Here is a 19988-nt window from a genome sequence, read left to right as displayed (position 1 = left end):
TCAAATCAGTATCATGCCGCTCGCACAACGGGTCGTTAGCTCAGTTGGTAGAGCAGTTGGCTTTTAACCAATTGGTCGTAGGTTCGAATCCTACACGACCCACCATCTCCAGCCTTCCAGGTGAAGGCGCAAAAAAGCCCGGATATCTTCAACGATATCCGGGCTTTTTCGTTCCCGCGCCATTCGCGGTTCCGCAATGGCCCAGGCGGCTTGCAGGAGCCCCCTGGCTCATCGATTCAGACTTTGACGATCCAGCCTTGCGGCGCTTCGATATCGCCGGACTGAACGCCGGTGAGCTCGTTGTAGAGGCGTCGAATGGTCGGGCCTACTTCCTGCTCGCTGTAGAACACGTGCAGCTTGCCCTGGTACTCGATACCGCCGATCGGCGTGATCACCGCTGCGGTGCCGCAGGCGCCGGCTTCCTTGAAATCGGACAGGCGGTCGATGAACACGTCGCCCTCGATGACCTTCAGGCCTAGGCGGCTCTGCGCCAGTTCGATCAGCGACAGGCGGGTGATGCCCGGCAGCACCGACGGCGACTTGGGCGTGACGAACTCGTCGTTGTGGGTGATGGCGAAGAAGTTGGCCGAGCCCACTTCCTCGATCTTGCTGTGGGTCTGCGGGTCCAGGTAGATACAGTCGGCGAAGTGGTTCTTCTTGGCCTGGGAGCCCGGCATCAGGCTGGCGGCATAGTTGCCGCCGACCTTGGCGGCGCCGGTGCCGTGCGGGGCGGCGCGGTCGTAGTCGGAAATGACGAAGTTGTTCGGTTTCATGCCGCCCTTGAAGTACGGGCCGACCGGGATGCAGAACACCGAGAAGATGAACTCGGGGGCGGTGCGTACGCCGATGTTGTCACCCACGCCGATGACGAACGGACGCAGGTACAGGGCGCCGCCGGAGCCGTAGGGCGGGATGAAACGTTCGTTGGCGCGCACCACCTGCTTGCAGGCTTCGATGAACTGCTCGGTCGAAGGCGCCGGCATCAGCAGGCGCACGCAACTGCGCTGCATGCGCTGGGCATTCTGGTCGGGGCGGAACAGGTTGATCGAGCCGTCCTTGCAGCGGTAGGCCTTGAGGCCTTCGAAGCACTGCTGGCCATAATGCAGGGCGGTCGAGCCTTCGCTGATGTGCAGGATATTGTCTTCTGTCAGCGTGCCGGGCTGCCATTCGCCATCGCGCCAGTGCGACAGATAGCGCTGGTCGGTCTTGATGTAGTCGAAACCCAGCTTGTCCCATTCGATGCTTTCGTAAGCCATGACATCCTCAATCGCTGAACGGCCGCCCGGGTTCGCGGGCGACGGGTGTTTTCCGAAATATAGTGGTAACCGCTGACTGGTGCGGCATTGAGCGCAGCAGGAATCCCGCGGCGCCGGATATGGCATCCAGGCGGGGCTGCTCCTGGCTCGGCGGGCGGCTATCGCTCACTGAAGCAGTGTTGTCCCTGTGCCGATGATGAGGCTGTTTATCGCGGCGATCAACCGACAGACGGGCAGAAGAGGGCGTACGCGGTTGAAAAGCTCGTATCGATGCCCTTACCATGCGCGCCCGCGCAAGGCGGGTGTCCGCCGCCGTACGCGCGATTTCTCTGCCTGTTCCTGCCCGGCCTTGCGCTCGTACGGTCAACTTGGCGGGTATACTCCCAATTCCGTGCTGATAGACCTTAACAGGGCCTGATGACATGACGCAGATTTCCGAACGACTTCTTGTCCAAGCTCATCTCGATGCCAAGCAGCCAGAGACGCTGACGGCGGAGCAGGAAGCGTTTTACCGTGATGAAATCGCTTCCGAACTGAAGCGCCAGAACGCCGTGCTGGTCGCCCACTACTATTGCGATCCGGTTTTGCAGGCATTGGCCGAGGAGACCGGTGGTTGCGTGTCCGACTCCCTGGAAATGGCCCGCTTCGGCAACCAGCACCCGGCGCAGACCGTATTGGTCGCCGGGGTCAAGTTCATGGGCGAAACGGCGAAGATCCTCAACCCCGAGAAACGCGTGCTGATGCCGACGCTGGAGGCCACCTGCTCGCTGGATCTGGGCTGCCCGGTGGATGAGTTCGCCGCCTTCTGCGACCAGCATCCGCAGCGTACCGTGGTGGTCTACGCCAATACCTCCGCCGCGGTGAAGGCGCGTGCCGACTGGGTGGTGACTTCCAGCTGCGCGGTGGAGATCGTCGAGCACCTGATGGACAACGGCGAAAGCATCATCTGGGCGCCGGATCAGCACCTGGGTCGCTATATCCAGAACAAGACCGGGGCCGACATGCTGCTGTGGGACGGTGCCTGCATCGTCCACGAGGAGTTCAAGGCCCGGCAGCTCGCGGACATGAAGGCGCTGTACCCGGATGCGGCGATCCTGGTGCACCCCGAGTCGCCTACGGCGGTGATCGAACTGGCCGACGCGGTGGGCTCGACCAGCCAGTTGATCGCGGCGGCGCAGAGCCTGCCGAACAGGACCTTCATCGTCGCCACCGACCGCGGCATCTTCTACAAGATGCAGCAGCTGTGTCCCGACAAGGAATTCGTCGCCGCGCCGACGGCCGGCAATGGCGCGGCCTGCCGCAGTTGCGCCAATTGCCCGTGGATGGCGATGAATACCTTGCAGCGTACCCTGCAGTGCCTGCGCGAGGGAGGCAACGAGATCTTCGTCGACCCGGCGCTGATTCCGCGGGCGATCAAGCCGCTCAAGCGCATGCTGGACTTCACCCAGGCGGCGCGCCTGAAGCTGGCGGGGAATGCCTGAGGGCAGTTTCGAGCCGCAAGCCACAAGCCGCAAGTAGAGGCGCTGGTATCCAGAACGTTCGTGAGTGCTCGGGTTTCTCAGCTTGAAGCTTGAAGCTTGAAGCTTGAAGCTTGAAGCTTGAAGCTTGAAGCTTGAAGCGGCTAGCCGCGCAGCATCTGCTCGGTCATGCGTTTTTCTTCGGCCAATTCCTTTTGCCGGGCGTCTATTCGCGACGCCAGCTGGAAGTTGTTGCTGGCCCGGCGTTTGGCCAGGTCGAGCTGGTCGATGGCCTGGTTGTAGTCGCCGACCAGGGCGAAATATTCGGCGCGGGCCTGGTGCAGGCCGATGGTGTTGCCGCTCAGGCCGCGTACTTCGGCGACCTGGTACCAGACGTCCGGGTCTTTCATGCGGCGCTTGAGCAGGGCGTCCAGGGCGCGCTCGGCGTCCTGGATGCGCCGCTGCTTGAGCATCAGGTCGATACGCGCCTGATTCAGCGGATAGTTGTTGGGGTACAGCTCGAGCAGGCGATCGATGCGCTGCTGGGCATCGGGCAGGCGGTTGGCGGCGGTGTCCAGGTCGATCTGCGCCAGGTTGTAGGTGATGTCGTTCGGCGACTTCTGCAGCAGGGGCTGCAGGGTTTCGCGCGCCCCGTCATACTGGCTGCCCTTGATCTGGGCGATGGCCAGGCCATAGCGCGCGGCTTCCAGCTTGTCGTTCTCGTCGAGCATGGCGCGAAAGCGCTTGGCGGCGATGCCCGGGGTTTCTTCGTAGATCAACTGGACGCGGGCGCGCATCAACTGGTAGCGCAGGCTGTCTTGGGTGCCGCCGGCCTGGTACTGCTCGGCGCGGTTGCGGGTGTCGGCGATGCGCGACTCGGAAACCGGGTGGGTCAGGAGGAACTCCGGCGGCATGCGGTCGTAGCGGTATTGACGCATCAGGCGCTCGAACATGCTCGGCATCGAGCGCGGGTCATAGCCGGCCTTTTCCAGGTTGACCAGGCCGATACGATCCGCTTCCTGCTCGTTCTGCCTGGAGAAGCGCCGTTGTTCCTGAATGGCCGCGGCCTGGGTCGAGGCGATGGCGGCGATACCGGCATCGCCCGCGCCGGCGGCCGCGGCGACGATGCCGGCGAGCATGGCGGCCATGACCGGCAGTTGCATGCGTTGCTGCGCTTCCAGGCCGCGGGCGAAATGGCGTTGCGACAAGTGGGCCAGTTCGTGGGCCAGCACCGAGGCGTACTCGCCTTCGGTCTGGGCATGGAGGAACAGGCCGCCATTGACCCCGATGATGCCGCCGGGGGCGGCGAAGGCGTTGATCTGCGGACTGTTGAGCAGCACGAATTCCAGGCGCCGATCCTGTACCTGGCTGGTTTCGGCCAGTCGGTAGACGCTGCTTTCGACGAAGTCCTTGAGCTGCGGATCGGACAGCTGGCTGACCTGGCCGCGAACGATGCTCAGCCAGGCGCGGCCCAGCTGATATTCCTGTTGCGGCGAGACGAGTGCGGAACTGGCGTCGCCGAGCGACGGCAGGTCGTTGGCCATGCCGGGTTGCGCCAGCAGGCAGGCGAGCGTCAACAGGGTAATCGGGCGCAAAACATTCATGCGTGGAGCTCTTGTCTGATCAGTGCCGTACTGTAGCCGGGCCGATGCTTGCCTGACCAGCGCTGGCAGGTATCCTGTCGGCCTGACAACAGGGGAATCCCATGAGCGATAGACAGGATTGGCAGGGCGGACATGCGAGCGAAGTGGACGCGCGCGGATTGAACTGTCCGCTGCCCCTGCTCAAGGCGAAGATGGCGCTCAACGGCCTGGCCAGCGGCGAAGTGCTCAAGGTGCTGGCCACCGATGCCGGTTCGCAGCGTGACCTGCGCACCTTCGCCCGCCTGGCCGGGCATGCGCTGCTGCATGAGGAGGTCGTAGACGGCGTCTACCGTTACTGGCTGCGCAAGGCCTGATACCGGCAGCCGTCACCACGATGCCGCTCGAGAGCGGCATTGTTTCAAGACTTGTTCAGCGACTGGGCGGCGGCCAGAACCGCGTCGACGTGGCCCGGCACTTTCACGCCACGCCATTGCTGGCGCAGCACGCCGTTCTTGTCGATCAGAAAGGTGCTGCGGTCGATGCCCAGGTATTCCTTGCCATAGAGCTTCTTCGGCTTGATCACGTCGAACAGCCGGCAGAGGCTTTCGTCCTTGTCGGAAATCAGCTCGAAGGGAAAGCCCTGCTTGGCCTTGAAGTTCTCGTGGGTCTTCAGGCTGTCGCGCGATACGCCGAACACCAGGGTATTGGCGTCAGCGAAGGCCTGGTGCCGGTCACGGAAGCCCTGGCCCTGGGTGGTGCAGCCGGGGGTGTTGTCCTTGGGGTAGAAATAGATCACCACCTGGCGGCCTTGCAGTTCGGCCAGGCTGACGTCGCGGCCGCCAGTGGCGGTAACCGTGAAGTCGGGGACCGGGGTGTCGAGGGCTACGGCCATGCAAGGCTCCTTATGGGGTCTGTGGGCGCCAGGGTTCGATCAGGGCATCCAGGTTCAGGGCATCGGCGAAATCGAGGAACTGATCGCGCAGCCAGCTGATCTGGGTGCCGGCCGGCAGGGTCACGGTCAGCGTGGCATTGAGCATGGTGCCGCCGGTCTGCGGTGCCTGGTAGGTGTCGCAGGTGAGGTTTTCCAGCTCGACCCGGTGGTCGATGAAGAACTGGCACAACTCGTTGAGGATGTCGGGGCGGTACACCGAGCTGACATAGGCGACATACGGCAGGGCCTGGGGGCGGCTCTCCGAGGCGCCGCTGCGGATCACGTTGACCGTGAACTCGTGCTTCTTGGACAGCGTCGGCAGGCTCGACTCCAGGCGCGCCAAGGCGTCCCAACTGCCGGAGATCTGCAGCACCAGCGCACTGAATTCACCGTGACGGCTCAGGCGGGTGCTGACCACGGCGCAACGGTTCTCGTGGCTGGCGCGGCACAGCACGTTGGTCAGCTCCATGGCATTGGGGCCGAGCGCACTGATGACGAGGAATTGTTCGCGAACTTGAGGGGTGGACATGCAGCCTTCCTAAACGATGAGCGGTCGGCCCGAAACACGAAGCCGAGCAAACGTGCAGGGTAGCGAAAAGCGCCGGCCAGGGGAATGCCAATGGTGGGCCCTGCGGTCGAATGTTTGCCGGCGCGGCGCGAAAGCAGGCCGGCTCATGCGGCGGTGTACTTCGCTTGTACAAGGCAGGTGGCGCCAGTACCATTACGCTCTCTTTTTCCGGCAGGAGCGGTTGCATGATTGCGGGCAGTATGGTGGCACTGGTCACGCCCATGGATGCGCAAGGCGGTCTCGATTGGGATGCCCTGAGCAAACTGGTGGATTTCCACCTGCAAGAGGGCACCAACGCCATCGTCGCCGTCGGCACCACCGGCGAGTCGGCGACGCTCGATGTCGGTGAGCACATCGAAGTGATCCGTCGTGTGGTCGATCAGGTGGCCGGGCGCATCCCGGTGATCGCCGGTACGGGCGCCAACTCCACCCGTGAAGCGGTGGAGCTGACCGAAAACGCCAAGTCCGCCGGCGCTGATGCCTGCCTGCTGGTGACGCCGTACTACAACAAGCCGACCCAGGAAGGCATGTACCTGCACTTCCGCCATATCGCCGAGGCCGTGGCGATCCCGCAGATCCTCTACAACGTGCCGGGCCGTACGGCCTGCGACATGCTGCCGGAGACCGTCGAGCGCCTGTCGAAGATCGACAACATCATCGGGATCAAGGAAGCCACCGGCGATCTGCAGCGGGCCCGCGAGATTCTCGACCGCGTCGCCGCGAGCTTCATGCTCTATTCCGGCGACGACGCCACCGCGGTGGAACTGATGCTGATGGGCGGCAAGGGCAATATCTCGGTGACCGCCAACGTCGCGCCGCGGGCCATGAGCGACCTGTGCTCGGCGGCCATGCGCGGCGAGGCCGGCATTGCCCGGGCGATCAACGACCGCCTGATGCCCCTGCACAAAACCCTGTTCATCGAGTCCAACCCGATCCCGGTGAAGTGGGCGCTGAACGAAATGGGCATGATGGCCGACGGGATTCGCCTGCCGCTGACCTGGCTCAGCCCGCGTTGCCACGAACCGCTGCGTCAGGCCCTGCGCCAGTCCGGTGTATTGGTCTAATCGAGGAAACATTACGCATGAAGCGACTGGCCGGACTTTCCGCACTTGCTCTGATCATCACCAGCACCAGTGGCTGTGGCTGGGTCTGGGGCGAAAATGGCTACTTTCGTGATCGCGGCAGTGATTACCTGACGGCGCAGCAGACGGCACCGATGCAGTTGCCTGCCGATGCCGAGGCCAAGCGCCTCGATCCGCTGCTGCCGATCCCGCCGCACATCGCCGACAGCACCGCCCGGGGCGAGTACGAGGTGCCGCGTCCGCTGCCTCTGGCGGTACGCGCCGACAGCAGCGAGTTCAGCCTGCAGAGGAGCGGGGATTCGCGTTGGCTGGTGGCTCAGCGGGTACCCGCCGAAGTCTGGCCGGTGGCCCGCCAGTTCTTCGAGGACGGCGGCTTTCGCATCGTCGACGAGCGCCCGCAGACCGGCGAGTTCAGTACCGACTGGCAACGCTTCGATGCCCTCTCCAGCAGCATGGTCAATCGCCTGAACGGGCGTGTGGCCGGCCTCGACGGCAGCGCCGAGACCCGGGTGCGGGTGCGTATCGAGCCGGGTGTGCAACGCAACACCAGCGAAATTTTCGTGGTCAGCGCCCAGCGTGCGGCCGGCAGCAGTGCCGAGGTGGCCTTCACCGAGCGTGGCGCCAACCAGGCGCTGGATGCCGCGCTGCTCGACGAAATGCTCGCCAGCATGTCGCGCAGTGCCGAGCAGGGCGGGTCGGTGTCGCTGCTGGCCGGGCGTGATTTCGATGCGCCGAGCCGCGTGACCCTGTCCGAGGATGGCAACGGCAACCCGGTACTGAACCTGAGTGCCGATTTCGATCGCGCCTGGTCCGGCGTCGGCCGCTCCCTGGAAATGGCCGACCTGCGCGTCGACGATATCAACCGCAGCCTCGGCGTGTACTACGTCAACCTGGCCGAAGGTGCGCAGCGCCAGGACGACAAGCCGGGCTTCTTCCGCCGTCTGTTCGGCGGTGCGCCGGACAAGGACGAGATCGAGGCCCGTGCCGAGCGTTACCAGGTGCGCCTGACCAGCGTGGGCGACAGCGTGCAGGTGACCGTCGAGAAAGACCTCAATACCATTGCCCCGGCCGACGTATCGCGCCGTCTGCTGGGCATGATCCAGGAAAACCTCGGGTAAGGCTGCGCCCCCCCGAACCTGACATCGATAGGCGAAACCCGGTGGGTTTCGCCTGTTTTGTTTTCGCCGGCAGGCCGTCGTGGCGTTGCCGGCACTCACCAGGCCGTCGGGGCTGCCCCAGGCCGGCGTTGCGCACGCTTGCTGGACTGCGGGAGGCGTTGCGGCGCGACTTTCACGCTAAAGGCGGAATCTCGACATGACCACACCCTCGACCCTGAGCCTGAAGAAAATCTATTCGGGCAAAGTCCGCGACCTCTACGAGATCGACGACAAGCGCATGCTGATGGTGGCCAGCGATCGCCTCTCGGCATTCGACGTGATTCTCGCCGAGCCGATTCCGGAGAAGGGCAAGATCCTCACCGCCATTTCCAATTTCTGGTTCGACAAGCTGGCCGAGGTGGTGCCCAACCATTTCACCGGCGACCGTGTCGAGGACGTGGTACCGGCTGCCGAACTGCCGCTGGTCGAAGGCCGGGCCGTGGTCGCCAAGCGTCTCAAACCGGTCGCCGTGGAGGCCATCGTGCGTGGCTACATCGTCGGTTCCGGCTGGAAGGAATACCAGAAGAGCGGCACCGTATGCGGTATCGCGCTGCCGGCCGGGCTGAAAGAGGCCGCCAAGCTGCCGCAACCGATCTTCACGCCGTCGACCAAGGCCGCCGTTGGCGACCACGACGAGAACATCTCCTTCGAGCAGTGCGCGGCGATCATCGGCGCCGACCTGGCCGCCCAGGTGCGCGACACGGCCATTGCCCTGTACAGCGCGGCGGTCGAGTACGCGGCGACCCGCGGCATCATCATCGCCGACACCAAGTTCGAGTTCGGCCTGGACGAAGAGGGCCGCCTGACCCTGATGGACGAGGTGCTGACCCCCGACTCCAGCCGCTTCTGGCCGGCCGACAGCTATGCCGAGGGCAGCAACCCGCCGAGCTTCGACAAGCAGTTCGTGCGTAACTGGCTCGAATCCACCGGCTGGAACAAGCAGGCGCCGGCGCCGGCGGTGCCGGCCGAGGTGGCGCAGAAGACCGCCGACAAGTACCGCGAAGCGCTGGTCAGGCTGACCGCCTGAGTCCACGGCGAGGCTGACACGACGCCGCCTCCCGGCAACGGGATGGCGGCGTTTTCGTTGGCCCTCACACGTCATCCCTGGCGCGCAAGCCGATGCGACGGTCAGCCAATCGTCTGGTTCGGGCATGGTGAAAGTTCCGCGCTCTGGAGGTTTTCACAAAAACTCCAGAGCTTTTTGCAAGAAGCCGGCGGCGCTCTGCCACTACATTCCGCCATCCACTTGCGTTACCTCATCGCCAGATCGAGCTGTCTGGGCTAGACCGATAGCAGTGGTATCTCCTACACAATCCCTAGAAGAGGATGGGCGTGATGTTCAAAGCCAGTCACGTCTTGCACGACGAGTTCCTGAACCGGATCTCTGCCGCCAAGGCCGCCGATTTTTTTCCGCTCATCAGCGCCAACTACAGCGTTGACGAGGCAGCCTATCTCACCGAGCTGCTGCAGCTCGCCGATCCGGGCGAAGCCGGGATCGAAGCGATCCGCCAGCAGGCGCGCAGCCTGATCCAGGACGTGCGCAGCCGCGACAACGCCGTGGACACCCTCGACGCCCTGTTGCGCCAGTACAGCCTCGACACCCAGGAAGGGCTGATGCTCATGTGCCTGGCCGAGGCCTTGCTGCGGGTGCCGGATGCCGCCACCGCCGATGCGCTGATCCGCGACAAGCTCAACGCCGCCGAGTGGGAGCGGCACCTGGGCAAGAGTGACAGCGTGCTGGTCAACTTCGCCGCCTGGGGCCTGGTGATGACCGGCAAGGTGGTCGATCCGCAGACCGCCGATGGCCGGCCGAAGAATGTGCTCGGTCGGCTGATCCAGCGCTCCGGCGAACCGGTGATCCGCGCGGCGATGAACCAGGCCATGAAGCTCATGGGCAAGCAGTTCGTGCTCGGCCGCAGCATCGGCGAAGCGCTGAAGAACGGCCGCCCGCAGCGCCAGAAGGGCTACACCTATTCCTTCGACATGCTCGGCGAGGCGGCGCTGACCGCCGCGGACGCCGAGAAGTACATGGCCGACTACCGCAAGGCCATCGACACCGTCGGCGCCGAACCGCAGGTCGGCCCGGGGCCGCGGCCGTCGATCTCGATCAAGCTGTCGGCGCTGCACCCGCGTTACGAAGTGGCCCAGCGCGAGCGCGTGCTCACCGAGCTGTTCGCCAATGTGCGCGAACTGGCCATCCGCGCGCGCAAGCTCGACGTCGGCATTTCCGTGGACGCCGAAGAGGCCGACCGCCTGGAGCTGTCCCTGGAGCTGTACGAGAAGCTGCTGCGCGACCCGGCGCTCAAAGGCTGGGGCGAGTTCGGCCTGGTGGTGCAGGCCTATTCCAAGCGTTGCCTGCCGGTGCTGGTCTGGCTGACCCTGCTGGGCCGGGAACTCGGCGAGAAGATGCCGCTGCGCCTGGTCAAGGGCGCCTACTGGGACAGCGAGATCAAGCAATGCCAGGTGCAGGGGCTGGACGGCTACCCGGTGTTCACCCGCAAGGAAGGTACCGATACCTCCTACCTGGCCTGCGCCCGCTACCTGCTCAGCGAGTTCACCCGCGGGGTGATCTACCCGCAGTTCGCCAGTCACAACGCTCACACCGTGAGCTGCATCCTGGCCATCGCCGCCGAGCAGAAGACGCCCCGCGAGTTCGAGTTCCAGCGCCTGCACGGCATGGGCGACGCGCTGTACGACACGGTGCTGGAGAAGCAGGGCAAGAACGTGCGCATCTACGCGCCGGTCGGCGCGCACAAGGATCTGCTGCCCTACCTGGTGCGGCGCCTGCTGGAGAACGGGGCCAACTCGTCCTTCGTCCACCAGTTGGTCGATCCGAGCACGCCGATCGAGTCCCTGCTCGATCACCCGGTGACGCAACTGCGCCAGTTCAAAAGCATCGGCAACGACAAAATCCCACTCCCGCCAGCGCTGTACGGGGCGACACGGAAAAACTCCCAAGGCATCAACATGAACATCCAGAAATCCCTGACCGAGCTCGAAAACGCCTACCGGCCGCAACTCGACCGCCAATGGCAGGCGGCCCCGGTGATCAATGGCCAGACGCTGACAGGCACTGCCCAGGAAGTCCGTTGCCCCTATGACCTGAACAAGCTGGTCGGCACGGCCCAGTTCGCCACCGCCGCGCAGGCGGCCCAGGCGCTGGATGGTCTCAGCGCGGCCTGGCCGCGCTGGAACGCGGTGGCCATCGACGAGCGCGCGCGCATCCTCGAGCGCCTGGCCGACCTGCTGGAAAACAACCGCGCCGAGCTGATGGCGCTGTGCACCGTCGAGGCCGGCAAGTCCATGCAGGACGGCATCGATGAAGTGCGCGAGGCGGTGGATTTCTGCCGTTACTACGCCCAGCAGGCGCGCCTGAAACTGGGCCGCGAAGAACTCAAGGGCCCGACCGGCGAGCGCAACGAGCTGTTCCACGAAGGCCGTGGCATCTTCGTCTGCGTCAGCCCGTGGAACTTCCCCCTGGCCATCTACCTGGGCCAGATCAGTGCGGCCCTGGTGGCAGGCAACGTGGTGCTGGCCAAGCCGGCCGAGCAGACCAGCCTGATCGCCGCGCGCGCCCTGGAGCTGATGTTCGAAGCCGGTCTGCCCAAGGACGTGATCGCCTTCCTGCCGGGCGACGGTGCCACCCTCGGCGGCGTGTTCTGCCGTGATCCGCGGGTCGCCGGGGTGTGCTTCACCGGCTCCACCGACACCGCCCGCATCATCAACCGTCAACTGGCCGAGAAGGACGGCATGATCGCCACCCTGATCGCCGAGACCGGTGGCCAGAACGCCATGATCGTCGACTCCACCGCACTGCCCGAGCAGGTGGTCAAGGATGCCGTCGGTTCCGCCTTCACCAGCGCCGGCCAGCGTTGCTCGGCACTGCGCGTGCTGTACGTGCAGAGCGACATCGCCGAGCGGGTGATCGACCTGCTCAAGGGCGCCATGGCCGAGCTGAAGATCGGCCCGACCCACCTGCGCGAAAACGACATCGGCCCGGTGATCGATGGCGAGGCCCGCGAAGGTCTGCTGGCGCATATCCAGCAGCTCAAGGGCGAGGGCAAGCTGATCGCCGAAGCCACGCTGCCCGCGGATCTGAACGGCCATTTCGTGGCGCCGGTGGCGTTCGAGATCGGCGGTATCCACGAGCTGAAGAAAGAGCAGTTCGGCCCGGTACTGCACGTGGTGCGTTTCGAGGCGGCGGATCTGGAGCAGGTGGTCGCGGCGATCAATGCCACCGGCTACGGTTTGACACTTGGCGTGCACAGCCGAAACGAGGAAACTGCCGCGCGTATCGAAGCCCTGGCGCGGGTCGGCAACCTGTACGTCAACCGCAACCAGATCGGCGCCGTGGTCGGTGTGCAGCCGTTCGGCGGCTGCGGCCTGTCCGGCACCGGGCCGAAGGCCGGTGGCCCGAGCTACCTGTTGCGTTTCGTCAACGAGCGCACGACCTCGGTCAACACCACGGCGGTGGGCGGCAACGCCTCGCTGCTGTCGCTGGGCGACGAGTAACCGACGACGGGTGGAAATCGAACAGCTTTCCACCCGTTTTCATATGGGGGTATCCCCAGAACCGGTCGCACCACCGGCGTTCATGAAGTGGTGTACCCGTAACACGGCCGTGACCCAGGGTCGTGATGAGCCAACCGGGCCCGGGGTTATCCCCCGGCCTGAATAAAAACAAACGAGAGGGGCATTCCCCAAATGACTGCAAGTACTCCCATGCTGGTCACCTTCGTGGTCTATATCCTGGCCATGGTGCTGATCGGCTTCGTTGCCTATCGTGCGACCAAGAACTTCTCCGACTACATCCTCGGTGGCCGCAGCCTCGGCAGCTTTGTCACCGCGCTGTCGGCCGGCGCTTCGGACATGAGTGGCTGGCTGCTGATGGGCCTGCCGGGGGCGATCTTCGTCGCCGGTATCTCGGAAAGCTGGATCGCCATCGGCCTGATCCTCGGCGCCTGGCTGAACTGGCTGTTCGTCGCCGGTCGTCTGCGCGTGCACACCGAGCACAACCACAACGCCCTGACCCTGCCGGACTTCTTCACCCACCGTTTCGAGGACAACAGCAAGCTGCTGCGCGTGTTCTCGGCGCTGGTGATCCTGGTGTTCTTCACCATCTACTGCGCTTCGGGCGTGGTGGCCGGTGCTCGCCTGTTCGAGTCTACCTTCGGCATGTCCTACGACACCGCCCTGTGGGTCGGTGCGGCGGCGACCATCCTCTACGTGTTCGTCGGCGGCTTCCTCGCGGTGAGCTGGACCGATACCGTGCAGGCCACCCTGATGATCTTCGCCCTGCTGATCACTCCGGTATTCGTCATCCTCGCCCTGGGCGATTTCGACGCGGCCATGGCCACCATCGAGCAGGCCAATCCGGCCAACTTCGACATGTTCCGCGGCCTGTCCTTCGTCGCCATCGTCTCCCTGCTTGCCTGGGGCCTGGGCTATTTCGGCCAGCCGCACATCCTGGTGCGCTTCATGGCAGCCGATTCGGTCAAGTCGATCCCGGCCGCGCGCCGCATCGGCATGGCCTGGATGATCCTGTGTCTGGGCGGCGCCGTGGCGGTGGGTTTCTTCGGTATCGCCTATTTCGCCAACAATCCTGCACTGGCGGGCCCGGTCAGCGAGAATGGCGAGCGCGTGTTCATCGAGCTGACCAAGATCCTGTTCAATCCCTGGATCGCGGGGCTGATCCTCTCCGCCATTCTGGCAGCGGTGATGAGTACCCTGAGCTGCCAACTGTTGGTATCGTCCAGCGCCCTGACCGAAGACTTCTACAAGGCGTTCCTGCGCAAGGGCGCCAGCCAGACCGAACTGGTGTGGGTCGGCCGCGGCATGGTGTTGTTGATCGCGGTAGTGGCTATCCTCATCGCCTCCAATCCGGAGAGCAAGGTCCTGGGCCTGGTGTCCTACGCCTGGGCCGGTTTCGGCGCCGCCTTCGGCCCGGTGGTGATCCTCTCCCTGGTGTGGAAGGGCATGACCCGCAACGGCGCCCTGGCCGGCATGGTCGTCGGTGCCTTCACCGTGGTGCTGTGGAAGAACTTCGTCGGCCTGGGGCTGTACGAGATCATCCCGGGCTTCATCTTCGCCACCCTGGCCATCGTCATCTTCAGCAAGATCGGTCGCCCGGCTTCGCCTGCGATGGTTCAGCGTTTCGACGCGGCCGAAAAGGAGTACCAGGACGCGCATCTCTGATCGCGTATCCGTAGCTCGTTCCAGCAAAGGCCCGGACAATCGTCCGGGCCTTTTCATTCGTGGCGTCTGTTAAGCTGCCGCGCCGCAATAGGGAGACTGCCATGAATACATCGAAAGACCCGCTGCACGGCCTCACCCTCGAGGCCGTTCTCACCGAGCTGGTGAACAGGCTGGGCTGGGACGGCCTGGCCCAGCGCATCGATATCCGCTGCTTCAAGAGCGACCCGAGCATCAAGTCGAGCCTGACCTTCCTGCGCAAGACGCCCTGGGCGCGGGAGAGGGTCGAGGCGTTGTATCTGCAGCTCAAGCGCTAGTGTCGCGACACAGATCAAATGTCGGTCGCAACGGGCTTCGGCAACAAGCGTGCAGCATGGCCACATTCGTGTGGGAGCCGCGCCCTCGCGGCGAATCGTGGCCATGGCGCGTTTTTGCAGCATGGCCGCCAGCGTATCGCGCCGGGGTCGACGCTCCTACTGCCCAACCCTGACTGCGAACGGGCTCTTGCTGGCCAGGGATCAAGACGGTATCCAGGGAAGTCCGACAGACACGACACTAGTGCGGCATTGCCGATTCAGAGGATATACGCCGTTGTAGGAGCCAGCTTGCTGGCGATAGCGGTGGCGAAGGTCATGCCTGCGTTGCGGCTAGGATCGCTTCGCCGGCAAGCCGGCTCCTACGGCCCGCAGGGCATCTTAGGCGGGAGCCATGGTGGGTTACGGTGCAGAAGGCCGCGCGGCGTAACAGGTGCCTGACTGCGGCTCAGCGTTGTGCCGTCGTCGCCTGTGGCTGCGGCGCACACAGGGTGTGGGCGCCCGGTTGCAGATAGGGCGTCAGGATCGGCGCCATGCCTTTGAGTACCTGCACCGGCAGCGCCGAGGTGAAGCGGAAGTTCTCCGCCGCGCGCCCCGGCACGAAGGCGGTGAGGGTGCCGAAATGGTCGGGGCCGAGGAAGAAGACGAAGGTGGCGGTGCGGTTCTGTACCCGTGAACTGATCACCTGGCCGCCGCGGCCTACGCTGGTCAGGCGGTTGTCGCCGGTGCCGGTCTTGCCGCCGAGGGTCAGCGCGCTGCCATCGGCCAGGCTGAAGCTGCCCTGCAGGCGCCGCGCGGTGCCGCCTTCCACCACCTGCGACAGGGCATTGCGCAGGGCCGCGGCCACTTCGGGCGCCATGACCCGTTGCCCGGCTTCCGGCACGTGGCCGACCAGGGTGTCGTAAGGGGTATCGGCGGCGAAATGCAGGCTGTCGATCCTGACCGTGGGCTGACGGATGCCATCGTTCTGGATGATGCCGATCAGCTCGGCCAGCGCCGCCGGGCGGTCGCCCGAGCTGCCGATGGCGGTGGCCAGCGACGGCACCAGGTACTCGAACGGGTAGCCCAGGTTCTGCCAGCGACGATGGATGTCGAGGAACGCCTCGACCTCCAGCATGATGCGGATACGGCTGTCCCGGGCGCTCTTGTGACGGCTCTTGAACAGCCAGCCATAGACTTCCTGGCGTTCATCGCGACTGGCGTTCACGGCATCGCTGAAGCCAGCTCCGGGCTGCTCGATCAGGAAGCCCAGCAGCCACAGCTCCAGCGGATGCCCCCGGGCGATGTAGCCCTGATCCGGCAGGCTGAAGGCGCCCGGGCCATAGCGTGTGTACAACTCGGCGACGCGTTTGTCGCTGAGCTTCACGCCCGGCAGGTGGGCCTTGAGGAAGGCGGCGAAGGTCGCCTGGTCGACATCCGGCATCAGGTAGCGGTGCACTGCCGCCAGGCGGGTATCGGTGAGGCGCAGGCCGCCGAGGAAGGTGTCCAGGCGCTGCTGGGCGGATTGCCCCTGGTACTTGCGCCAGAAGCGCAGCAGGAAGGTGGTGCCTTCGCGGTCGGCGAACCGGCTCAGGTACTCCAGGCGCCGCGGGTCCTTGTCGTCCTTGAGCAGCTCGGCGCTGTTCTCCGGGGCCTGGTAGGTGCTGTAGCGCACCAGGTCGCGCATCAGGCGGATGAACGGCAGGTTGATCGATTCGCGCAGCGACTCGCGCAGGGTGGGCAGGCGGCCGTTGTCCTCGCGGCGGAAGTTGCCGAAGCTGTGCAGGCCGCCGCCGGTGAAGAAGCGTTCGCCGGGGCTGGCCGAGTAACGCCGCTCCAGCGCGGCTTCGAGCATGCTGGCCAGGTCGGCGCCCGGGTGGCGGCCGAGGTAGTCGATGGCCCAGCGGCTGAGCAGATCCTGGTCGGCCACCTCCACGGCGCGCAACTGGTCGGGCGTCTGCCCGGCATGGCGCTGGTGCAGTTCGGCGATCACCTCCAGGTAGGTGGCCATGACCCGCAGCTTGGCGGTGGAACCCAGCTCCAGCTTGCTGCCTTCGTTGATGTCGAAGGGCTGGTGGGTGTTGTCGGTCTGCACCCGCACCTGGTTGCCGCTGGGGGTGCGCTCGAAGAGGGTGAAGCTGTAGCGCACATCGGCGGTCTTGGCCGGCGACAGCAGGCGGTCGCCGAACAGGCCGATGTGTTCGGCGAAGGCTGGGTCGGCGAGTTGGCCAAGGTAGTCGCTGACCTGCTGCTGCAGGTCCTGGTTGAGGCTCGAGCGGGCGCTGAGGTCGAGCCGGTCGAGGTCGTAGTAGGGCCGGTCGAGCAGGCCCGAGAGACGGGCGCGGGCCATGCTGATGCCCTTGTTGCTTTCCACGAGTTGCAGGTTCGGGGCGCTCTGCCAGTCGCGGAAGGTCACCTGCTGGGCCAGGGCCGCATCGCGCAGCGCCTCATCGAGGATGCCGCCACTGGCCAGCAGGCGCAGGTGGCTGTCGGTCAGCGCCGCCAGTTCGGCGCGGCCCTGAGCCAGGTAGTAGGAGGGCCGGCGCTGGGCGATGATCAGCGACAGCACCTGGCGCAGGGCCAGGCCCCGTTCGGCCAGGGTGGCCTCGGGGGAGCGCGCGGGATCGAGCAGACGGTTGCTGGCGGCGAAGTCGGCGCCGTACCAGATGCGCAGGCCATCGGCCAGGCCGTGTACCTCGCCATGCCCGGGGGCCGCCGACAGCGGCACGCTGTTGAGGTAGTCGAGGACGATGCCCTGCCTGGCCTCGAGGGTCTGGGGCCCGCCCTGATAGGCCCGCACGCTGGCGGAAACCATCTGCCGCAGCTTTTCCGTGGGCGAGTGGGTGATGCCGTCCGGCGAGTGGCGGTATTTCTCCAGCTGGGTGGCCAGGGTGCTGCCGCCAGCGGACTGATCCTGCACCGCCATGAGTTTGCCGGCCTGGGACAGCGCCGCCTTGAGGAAGCGCGGCCAGTCCACCGCCGGGTTGGCCTCGGCCGGCTCGCTGGCGAGCAACTGGCGATCCTCGATGAACAGCAGGCTGCCGACCACCAGCGGCGGGATGGCGCTGAAGCTGGCATAGCGCTGTTGTGGGTAGCGGACGCTGTAGAACGGCGTGCCGCGGCAGTCCTGGATGCTCAGGCCGTTCTGGGTCTTTTGTGGGTATGGGGGGAAGAAGCCGCGTTCGCTGTAATCGAGCAGGGCGGGCGAGAAGCGCGCCTGCTGCAGCACTTCGAAACCGCGCTGCTGCAGGCGTTGCACGAAGAAGGGCAGGTCGCTGTAGCCCAGGCGCTTGTCGAAGGGGCCGTTGCCGGGATAGTGGATGGCCTCGCTCGGGCCGGGCTCGACCCGGTAGGTCAGCTGAGCGGCATAGCGGCTCAACTCGCGGGACTGGAAGAACGCGGTACGCCATTCGTAGGCGAGCAACAGGATGCCGAGCACCAGCAGCAACAGGATCACTGCGACGCCCCGGCGCACCAGACGCGGGTGCCGACGAGGGCCGAGAGGCACCGCTGCGGCGGCCTCAGGCACGGGGTGGGTAACCGCTGAGTCGGATCGCCATATTGCGCCCATGATCGAGTTGGCCCTGGCTTGTCCTTTGTTCTTAGCTTAGTCGCTGGTAAACAGGCCGTTTCGGCAAAGGTGCAGAAATCTTGTGTCGTGAAGTGAATGCAGGCCTTGCTGCCATCGCTCTGCGCCGCGGCTTGCGCTGAAACGCCAACGGATTCCGAGGACGGGAGGTAGCGCGTGCAGCCATTGCTCAATATCGACGTGGCGGACCTGACGGTCGCCGCGGATTTCTACAGCCGGGCGTTCGGGTTGAAGGTCGCCCGCCGGCTGTTCGGCGGCCAGGTGCTCGAGCTGCTCGGTGCGCAGGTGCCGATCTATCTGCTGCAGCAGGCCGCCGGCAGCCCGCCTTTTGCGGGCAGTAGCCAGGGCCGCGACTATCGGCGGCACTGGACGCCACAGCACCTGGACTGGGTGGTCGACGATCTGCCGGCGTCCTTGCGACGAGTGCTGGACGCCGGCGCCCGTCAGGAAGGCGAGGTGCGTGAGGCGCAGTGGGGCTCGCTGGCGCTGCTCAGCGATCCGTTCGGTCATGGCTTCTGCCTGATCCAGTGGCGCGGCGAGGGGTACGCCAGCGTGGCTGAACCGGTCGACGCGACGGGCGGTCAGCTGTGATGACAGGCAAGCCAACCGAGAGGAGACAACAGCATGCGAACCCTTGAACTGGCGGGAAAGACGGTGCCGGTGATCGGCCAGGGCACCTGGCGCATGGGCGAGGTGCCCGGGCAGCGACGGAGCGAGGTGGCGGCACTGCGCGAAGGCATCGAGCTCGGCCTGCGCCTGATCGATACCGCCGAAATGTACGGCGAGGGCGGTGCGGAGCAGGTCGTGGGCGAGGCCATCGCCGGGCTGCGCGACCAGGTATTCCTGGTCAGCAAGGTCTATCCGCACCATGCCAGCCGCAACGGTGTGGCTGCCGCCTGCGAGCGCAGCCTGAAACGCCTGGGCAGCGATCACCTCGATCTGTATCTGCTGCACTGGCGCGGCCAGTACCCCCTGGAGGAGACGGTCGAGGCCTTCGAGCGCTTGCGCGAGCAGGGCAAGATCGGCGCTTGGGGCGTGTCCAATTTCGATGTGGACGATCTCGAGGAACTGGGCGAGCCGGGCTGCGCCACCAATCAGGTGCTGTACAACCCGCAGAGCCGGGGCGTGGAGTTCGACCTGTTGCCCTGGCAGCAACGCCAGGGGATGCCGTTGATGGCCTATTGTCCGCTGGGGCAGGGCGGCGCTCTGCTGGCGAATCCGGCCTTGCGTCAGGTTGCCGAACGCCAGGGGGCGACGCCCGCCCAGGTCGCGCTGGCCTGGGCCTTGCGCCACCCCGAGGTGCTGGTGATCCCCAAGGCCAGCGATGCCCGGCACCTGGCCGAGAACGCCGCGGCGGCCGACGTGCAACTGAGCGCCGCCGATCTGCAGGCGATCGACAGCACCTATCCGGCGCCGACGCGCAAGGCGCATTTGCAGATGGTTTAGGAGCAGCCGCTTTATGAGGGCGGCAGATGCAAGGCGATAGCGGACGTAGGATGGGTGAAACCCATCGGCAATTGATGGGTTTCATCCATCCTACAGGCTGCCTCGCTTCTAGCGCGTAGATACCGTCTTGATCCTTGGCCTGCCAGAACCCGTTCACAGTCAGGGTTGACCAGTAGGAGCGTCGCCCCCGGCGCGAGGCGAGGGCGGTCATGCTGCGAAAATCGCGGTATGTCCACGATTCGCCGCGAGGGCGCGGCTCCCACAGGACAGGAATGTGGCCATTCTGCGCGCTTAGAGCTGAGCCCGACGAACGTCTCGACAGGAACGCGATCCTTGCGTAGCCCGGGTCGAGCGCAGCGACACCCGGGAAAGCCCACCCTGGGTATCGCTGCGCTCAACGCCAGGCTACGGGGCAAGTCGTACCCTGCAGATAC

The 19988-nt window shown here is 65.3% G+C and carries 15 protein-coding genes and 1 tRNA gene; 11 read left to right on the top strand and 5 right to left on the bottom strand.

Going from position 1 to position 19988, the window contains the following annotated elements:
• Positions 1-29: 29 nt before the first annotated feature.
• A tRNA-Lys gene (locus tag DNK34_RS18345) sits at positions 30-105 on the top strand.
• A gap of 131 nt (positions 106-236) precedes the next feature.
• Here DNK34_RS18345 and DNK34_RS18340 read toward each other — a convergent pair.
• Positions 237-1256, bottom strand: a complete 1020-nt coding sequence (locus tag DNK34_RS18340) for a branched-chain amino acid aminotransferase (RefSeq protein ID WP_131176563.1) — start codon at positions 1254-1256, stop codon at positions 237-239.
• A 422-nt stretch (positions 1257-1678) separates the two neighbouring features.
• Between DNK34_RS18340 and nadA the strand changes: the two genes are divergently transcribed.
• Positions 1679-2737: a quinolinate synthase NadA gene (nadA, locus tag DNK34_RS18335; RefSeq protein WP_131176562.1), complete on the top strand. Its 1059-nt coding sequence runs from the start codon at positions 1679-1681 to the stop codon at positions 2735-2737.
• A gap of 140 nt (positions 2738-2877) precedes the next feature.
• On the opposite strand, the gene DNK34_RS18330 is transcribed toward nadA, so the two are convergent.
• Positions 2878-4317, bottom strand: coding sequence for a M48 family metalloprotease (locus DNK34_RS18330; RefSeq protein ID WP_131176561.1), 1440 nt, complete (start codon positions 4315-4317; stop codon positions 2878-2880).
• Positions 4318-4418: 101 nt separating this feature from the next.
• Between DNK34_RS18330 and DNK34_RS18325 the strand changes: the two genes are divergently transcribed.
• Positions 4419-4670, top strand: coding sequence for a sulfurtransferase TusA family protein (locus DNK34_RS18325; protein WP_131176560.1), 252 nt, complete (start codon positions 4419-4421; stop codon positions 4668-4670).
• Between the two features lie 44 nt (positions 4671-4714).
• On the opposite strand, the gene DNK34_RS18320 is transcribed toward DNK34_RS18325, so the two are convergent.
• Positions 4715-5188 carry a peroxiredoxin gene (locus DNK34_RS18320; RefSeq protein WP_131176559.1) on the bottom strand — a complete coding sequence of 158 codons (474 nt, stop codon included), beginning with the start codon at positions 5186-5188 and terminating at the stop codon, positions 4715-4717.
• A gap of 10 nt (positions 5189-5198) precedes the next feature.
• On the bottom strand, positions 5199-5756 hold the full coding sequence (locus DNK34_RS18315) for a glycine cleavage system transcriptional repressor (protein ID WP_131176558.1): 558 nt from the start codon (positions 5754-5756) through the stop codon (positions 5199-5201).
• 224 nt (positions 5757-5980) lie between these two features.
• Between DNK34_RS18315 and dapA the strand changes: the two genes are divergently transcribed.
• The 6 genes from dapA to DNK34_RS18285 all read left to right on the top strand — a co-directional run bounded on the left by dapA (position 5981) and on the right by DNK34_RS18285 (position 14543).
• Positions 5981-6859, top strand: coding sequence for a 4-hydroxy-tetrahydrodipicolinate synthase (gene dapA, locus DNK34_RS18310; RefSeq protein ID WP_131176557.1), 879 nt, complete (start codon positions 5981-5983; stop codon positions 6857-6859).
• A gap of 17 nt (positions 6860-6876) precedes the next feature.
• Entirely contained in the window at positions 6877-7995 is a 1119-nt protein-coding gene (gene bamC, locus DNK34_RS18305; protein ID WP_131176556.1) for an outer membrane protein assembly factor BamC, read from the top strand.
• A gap of 196 nt (positions 7996-8191) precedes the next feature.
• Entirely contained in the window at positions 8192-9061 is an 870-nt protein-coding gene (locus tag DNK34_RS18300; protein ID WP_131176555.1) for a phosphoribosylaminoimidazolesuccinocarboxamide synthase, read from the top strand.
• Between the two features lie 308 nt (positions 9062-9369).
• On the top strand, positions 9370-12546 hold the full coding sequence (gene putA / locus DNK34_RS18295) for a bifunctional proline dehydrogenase/L-glutamate gamma-semialdehyde dehydrogenase PutA (protein WP_131176554.1): 3177 nt from the start codon (positions 9370-9372) through the stop codon (positions 12544-12546).
• A gap of 192 nt (positions 12547-12738) precedes the next feature.
• Positions 12739-14229 (top strand): sodium/proline symporter PutP, encoded by a 1491-nt coding sequence (gene putP, locus DNK34_RS18290; protein WP_131176553.1) that lies wholly within the window; start codon positions 12739-12741, stop codon positions 14227-14229.
• 101 nt (positions 14230-14330) lie between these two features.
• Positions 14331-14543, top strand: a complete 213-nt coding sequence (locus tag DNK34_RS18285; protein WP_131176552.1) for a VF530 family protein — start codon at positions 14331-14333, stop codon at positions 14541-14543.
• Between the two features lie 445 nt (positions 14544-14988).
• On the opposite strand, the gene DNK34_RS18280 is transcribed toward DNK34_RS18285, so the two are convergent.
• Positions 14989-18090, bottom strand: a complete 3102-nt coding sequence (locus DNK34_RS18280; protein ID WP_131176551.1) for a transglycosylase domain-containing protein — start codon at positions 18088-18090, stop codon at positions 14989-14991.
• A gap of 174 nt (positions 18091-18264) precedes the next feature.
• Between DNK34_RS18280 and DNK34_RS18275 the strand changes: the two genes are divergently transcribed.
• Complete coding sequence (locus DNK34_RS18275; RefSeq protein ID WP_131176550.1) at positions 18265-18699, top strand: VOC family protein; 435 nt, start codon at positions 18265-18267, stop codon at positions 18697-18699.
• Between the two features lie 33 nt (positions 18700-18732).
• A complete protein-coding gene (locus DNK34_RS18270) occupies positions 18733-19554 on the top strand; it encodes an aldo/keto reductase (RefSeq protein WP_131176549.1) in 822 nt (273 codons plus the stop codon).
• Positions 19555-19988 lie beyond the last annotated feature (434 nt).

The organism is Phytopseudomonas dryadis (assembly GCF_004327355.1).
Taxonomy (GTDB): Bacteria; Pseudomonadota; Gammaproteobacteria; order Pseudomonadales; family Pseudomonadaceae; genus Aquipseudomonas; species Aquipseudomonas dryadis.
The sequence above is the reverse complement of the archived record's forward strand: the minus strand, read 5'-3'. Positions and strand labels throughout refer to the sequence as shown.

Excerpts from the sequence above, each read along its gene's own strand:
- DNK34_RS18340 (WP_131176563.1), bottom strand. The coding sequence starts at position 1,256 with ATGGCTTACGAAAGCATCGAATGGGACAAGCTGGGTTTCGACTACATC.
- nadA (WP_131176562.1), top strand. The coding sequence starts at position 1,679 with ATGACGCAGATTTCCGAACGACTTCTTGTCCAAGCTCATCTCGATGCC.
- DNK34_RS18330 (WP_131176561.1), bottom strand. The coding sequence starts at position 4,317 with ATGAATGTTTTGCGCCCGATTACCCTGTTGACGCTCGCCTGCCTGCTG.
- DNK34_RS18325 (WP_131176560.1), top strand. The coding sequence starts at position 4,419 with ATGAGCGATAGACAGGATTGGCAGGGCGGACATGCGAGCGAAGTGGAC.
- DNK34_RS18320 (WP_131176559.1), bottom strand. The coding sequence starts at position 5,188 with ATGGCCGTAGCCCTCGACACCCCGGTCCCCGACTTCACGGTTACCGCC.
- DNK34_RS18315 (WP_131176558.1), bottom strand. The coding sequence starts at position 5,756 with ATGTCCACCCCTCAAGTTCGCGAACAATTCCTCGTCATCAGTGCGCTC.
- dapA (WP_131176557.1), top strand. The coding sequence starts at position 5,981 with ATGATTGCGGGCAGTATGGTGGCACTGGTCACGCCCATGGATGCGCAA.
- bamC (WP_131176556.1), top strand. The coding sequence starts at position 6,877 with ATGAAGCGACTGGCCGGACTTTCCGCACTTGCTCTGATCATCACCAGC.
- DNK34_RS18300 (WP_131176555.1), top strand. The coding sequence starts at position 8,192 with ATGACCACACCCTCGACCCTGAGCCTGAAGAAAATCTATTCGGGCAAA.
- putA (WP_131176554.1), top strand. The coding sequence starts at position 9,370 with ATGTTCAAAGCCAGTCACGTCTTGCACGACGAGTTCCTGAACCGGATC.
- putP (WP_131176553.1), top strand. The coding sequence starts at position 12,739 with ATGACTGCAAGTACTCCCATGCTGGTCACCTTCGTGGTCTATATCCTG.
- DNK34_RS18285 (WP_131176552.1), top strand. The coding sequence starts at position 14,331 with ATGAATACATCGAAAGACCCGCTGCACGGCCTCACCCTCGAGGCCGTT.
- DNK34_RS18280 (WP_131176551.1), bottom strand. The coding sequence starts at position 18,090 with ATGGGCGCAATATGGCGATCCGACTCAGCGGTTACCCACCCCGTGCCT.
- DNK34_RS18270 (WP_131176549.1), top strand. The coding sequence starts at position 18,733 with ATGCGAACCCTTGAACTGGCGGGAAAGACGGTGCCGGTGATCGGCCAG.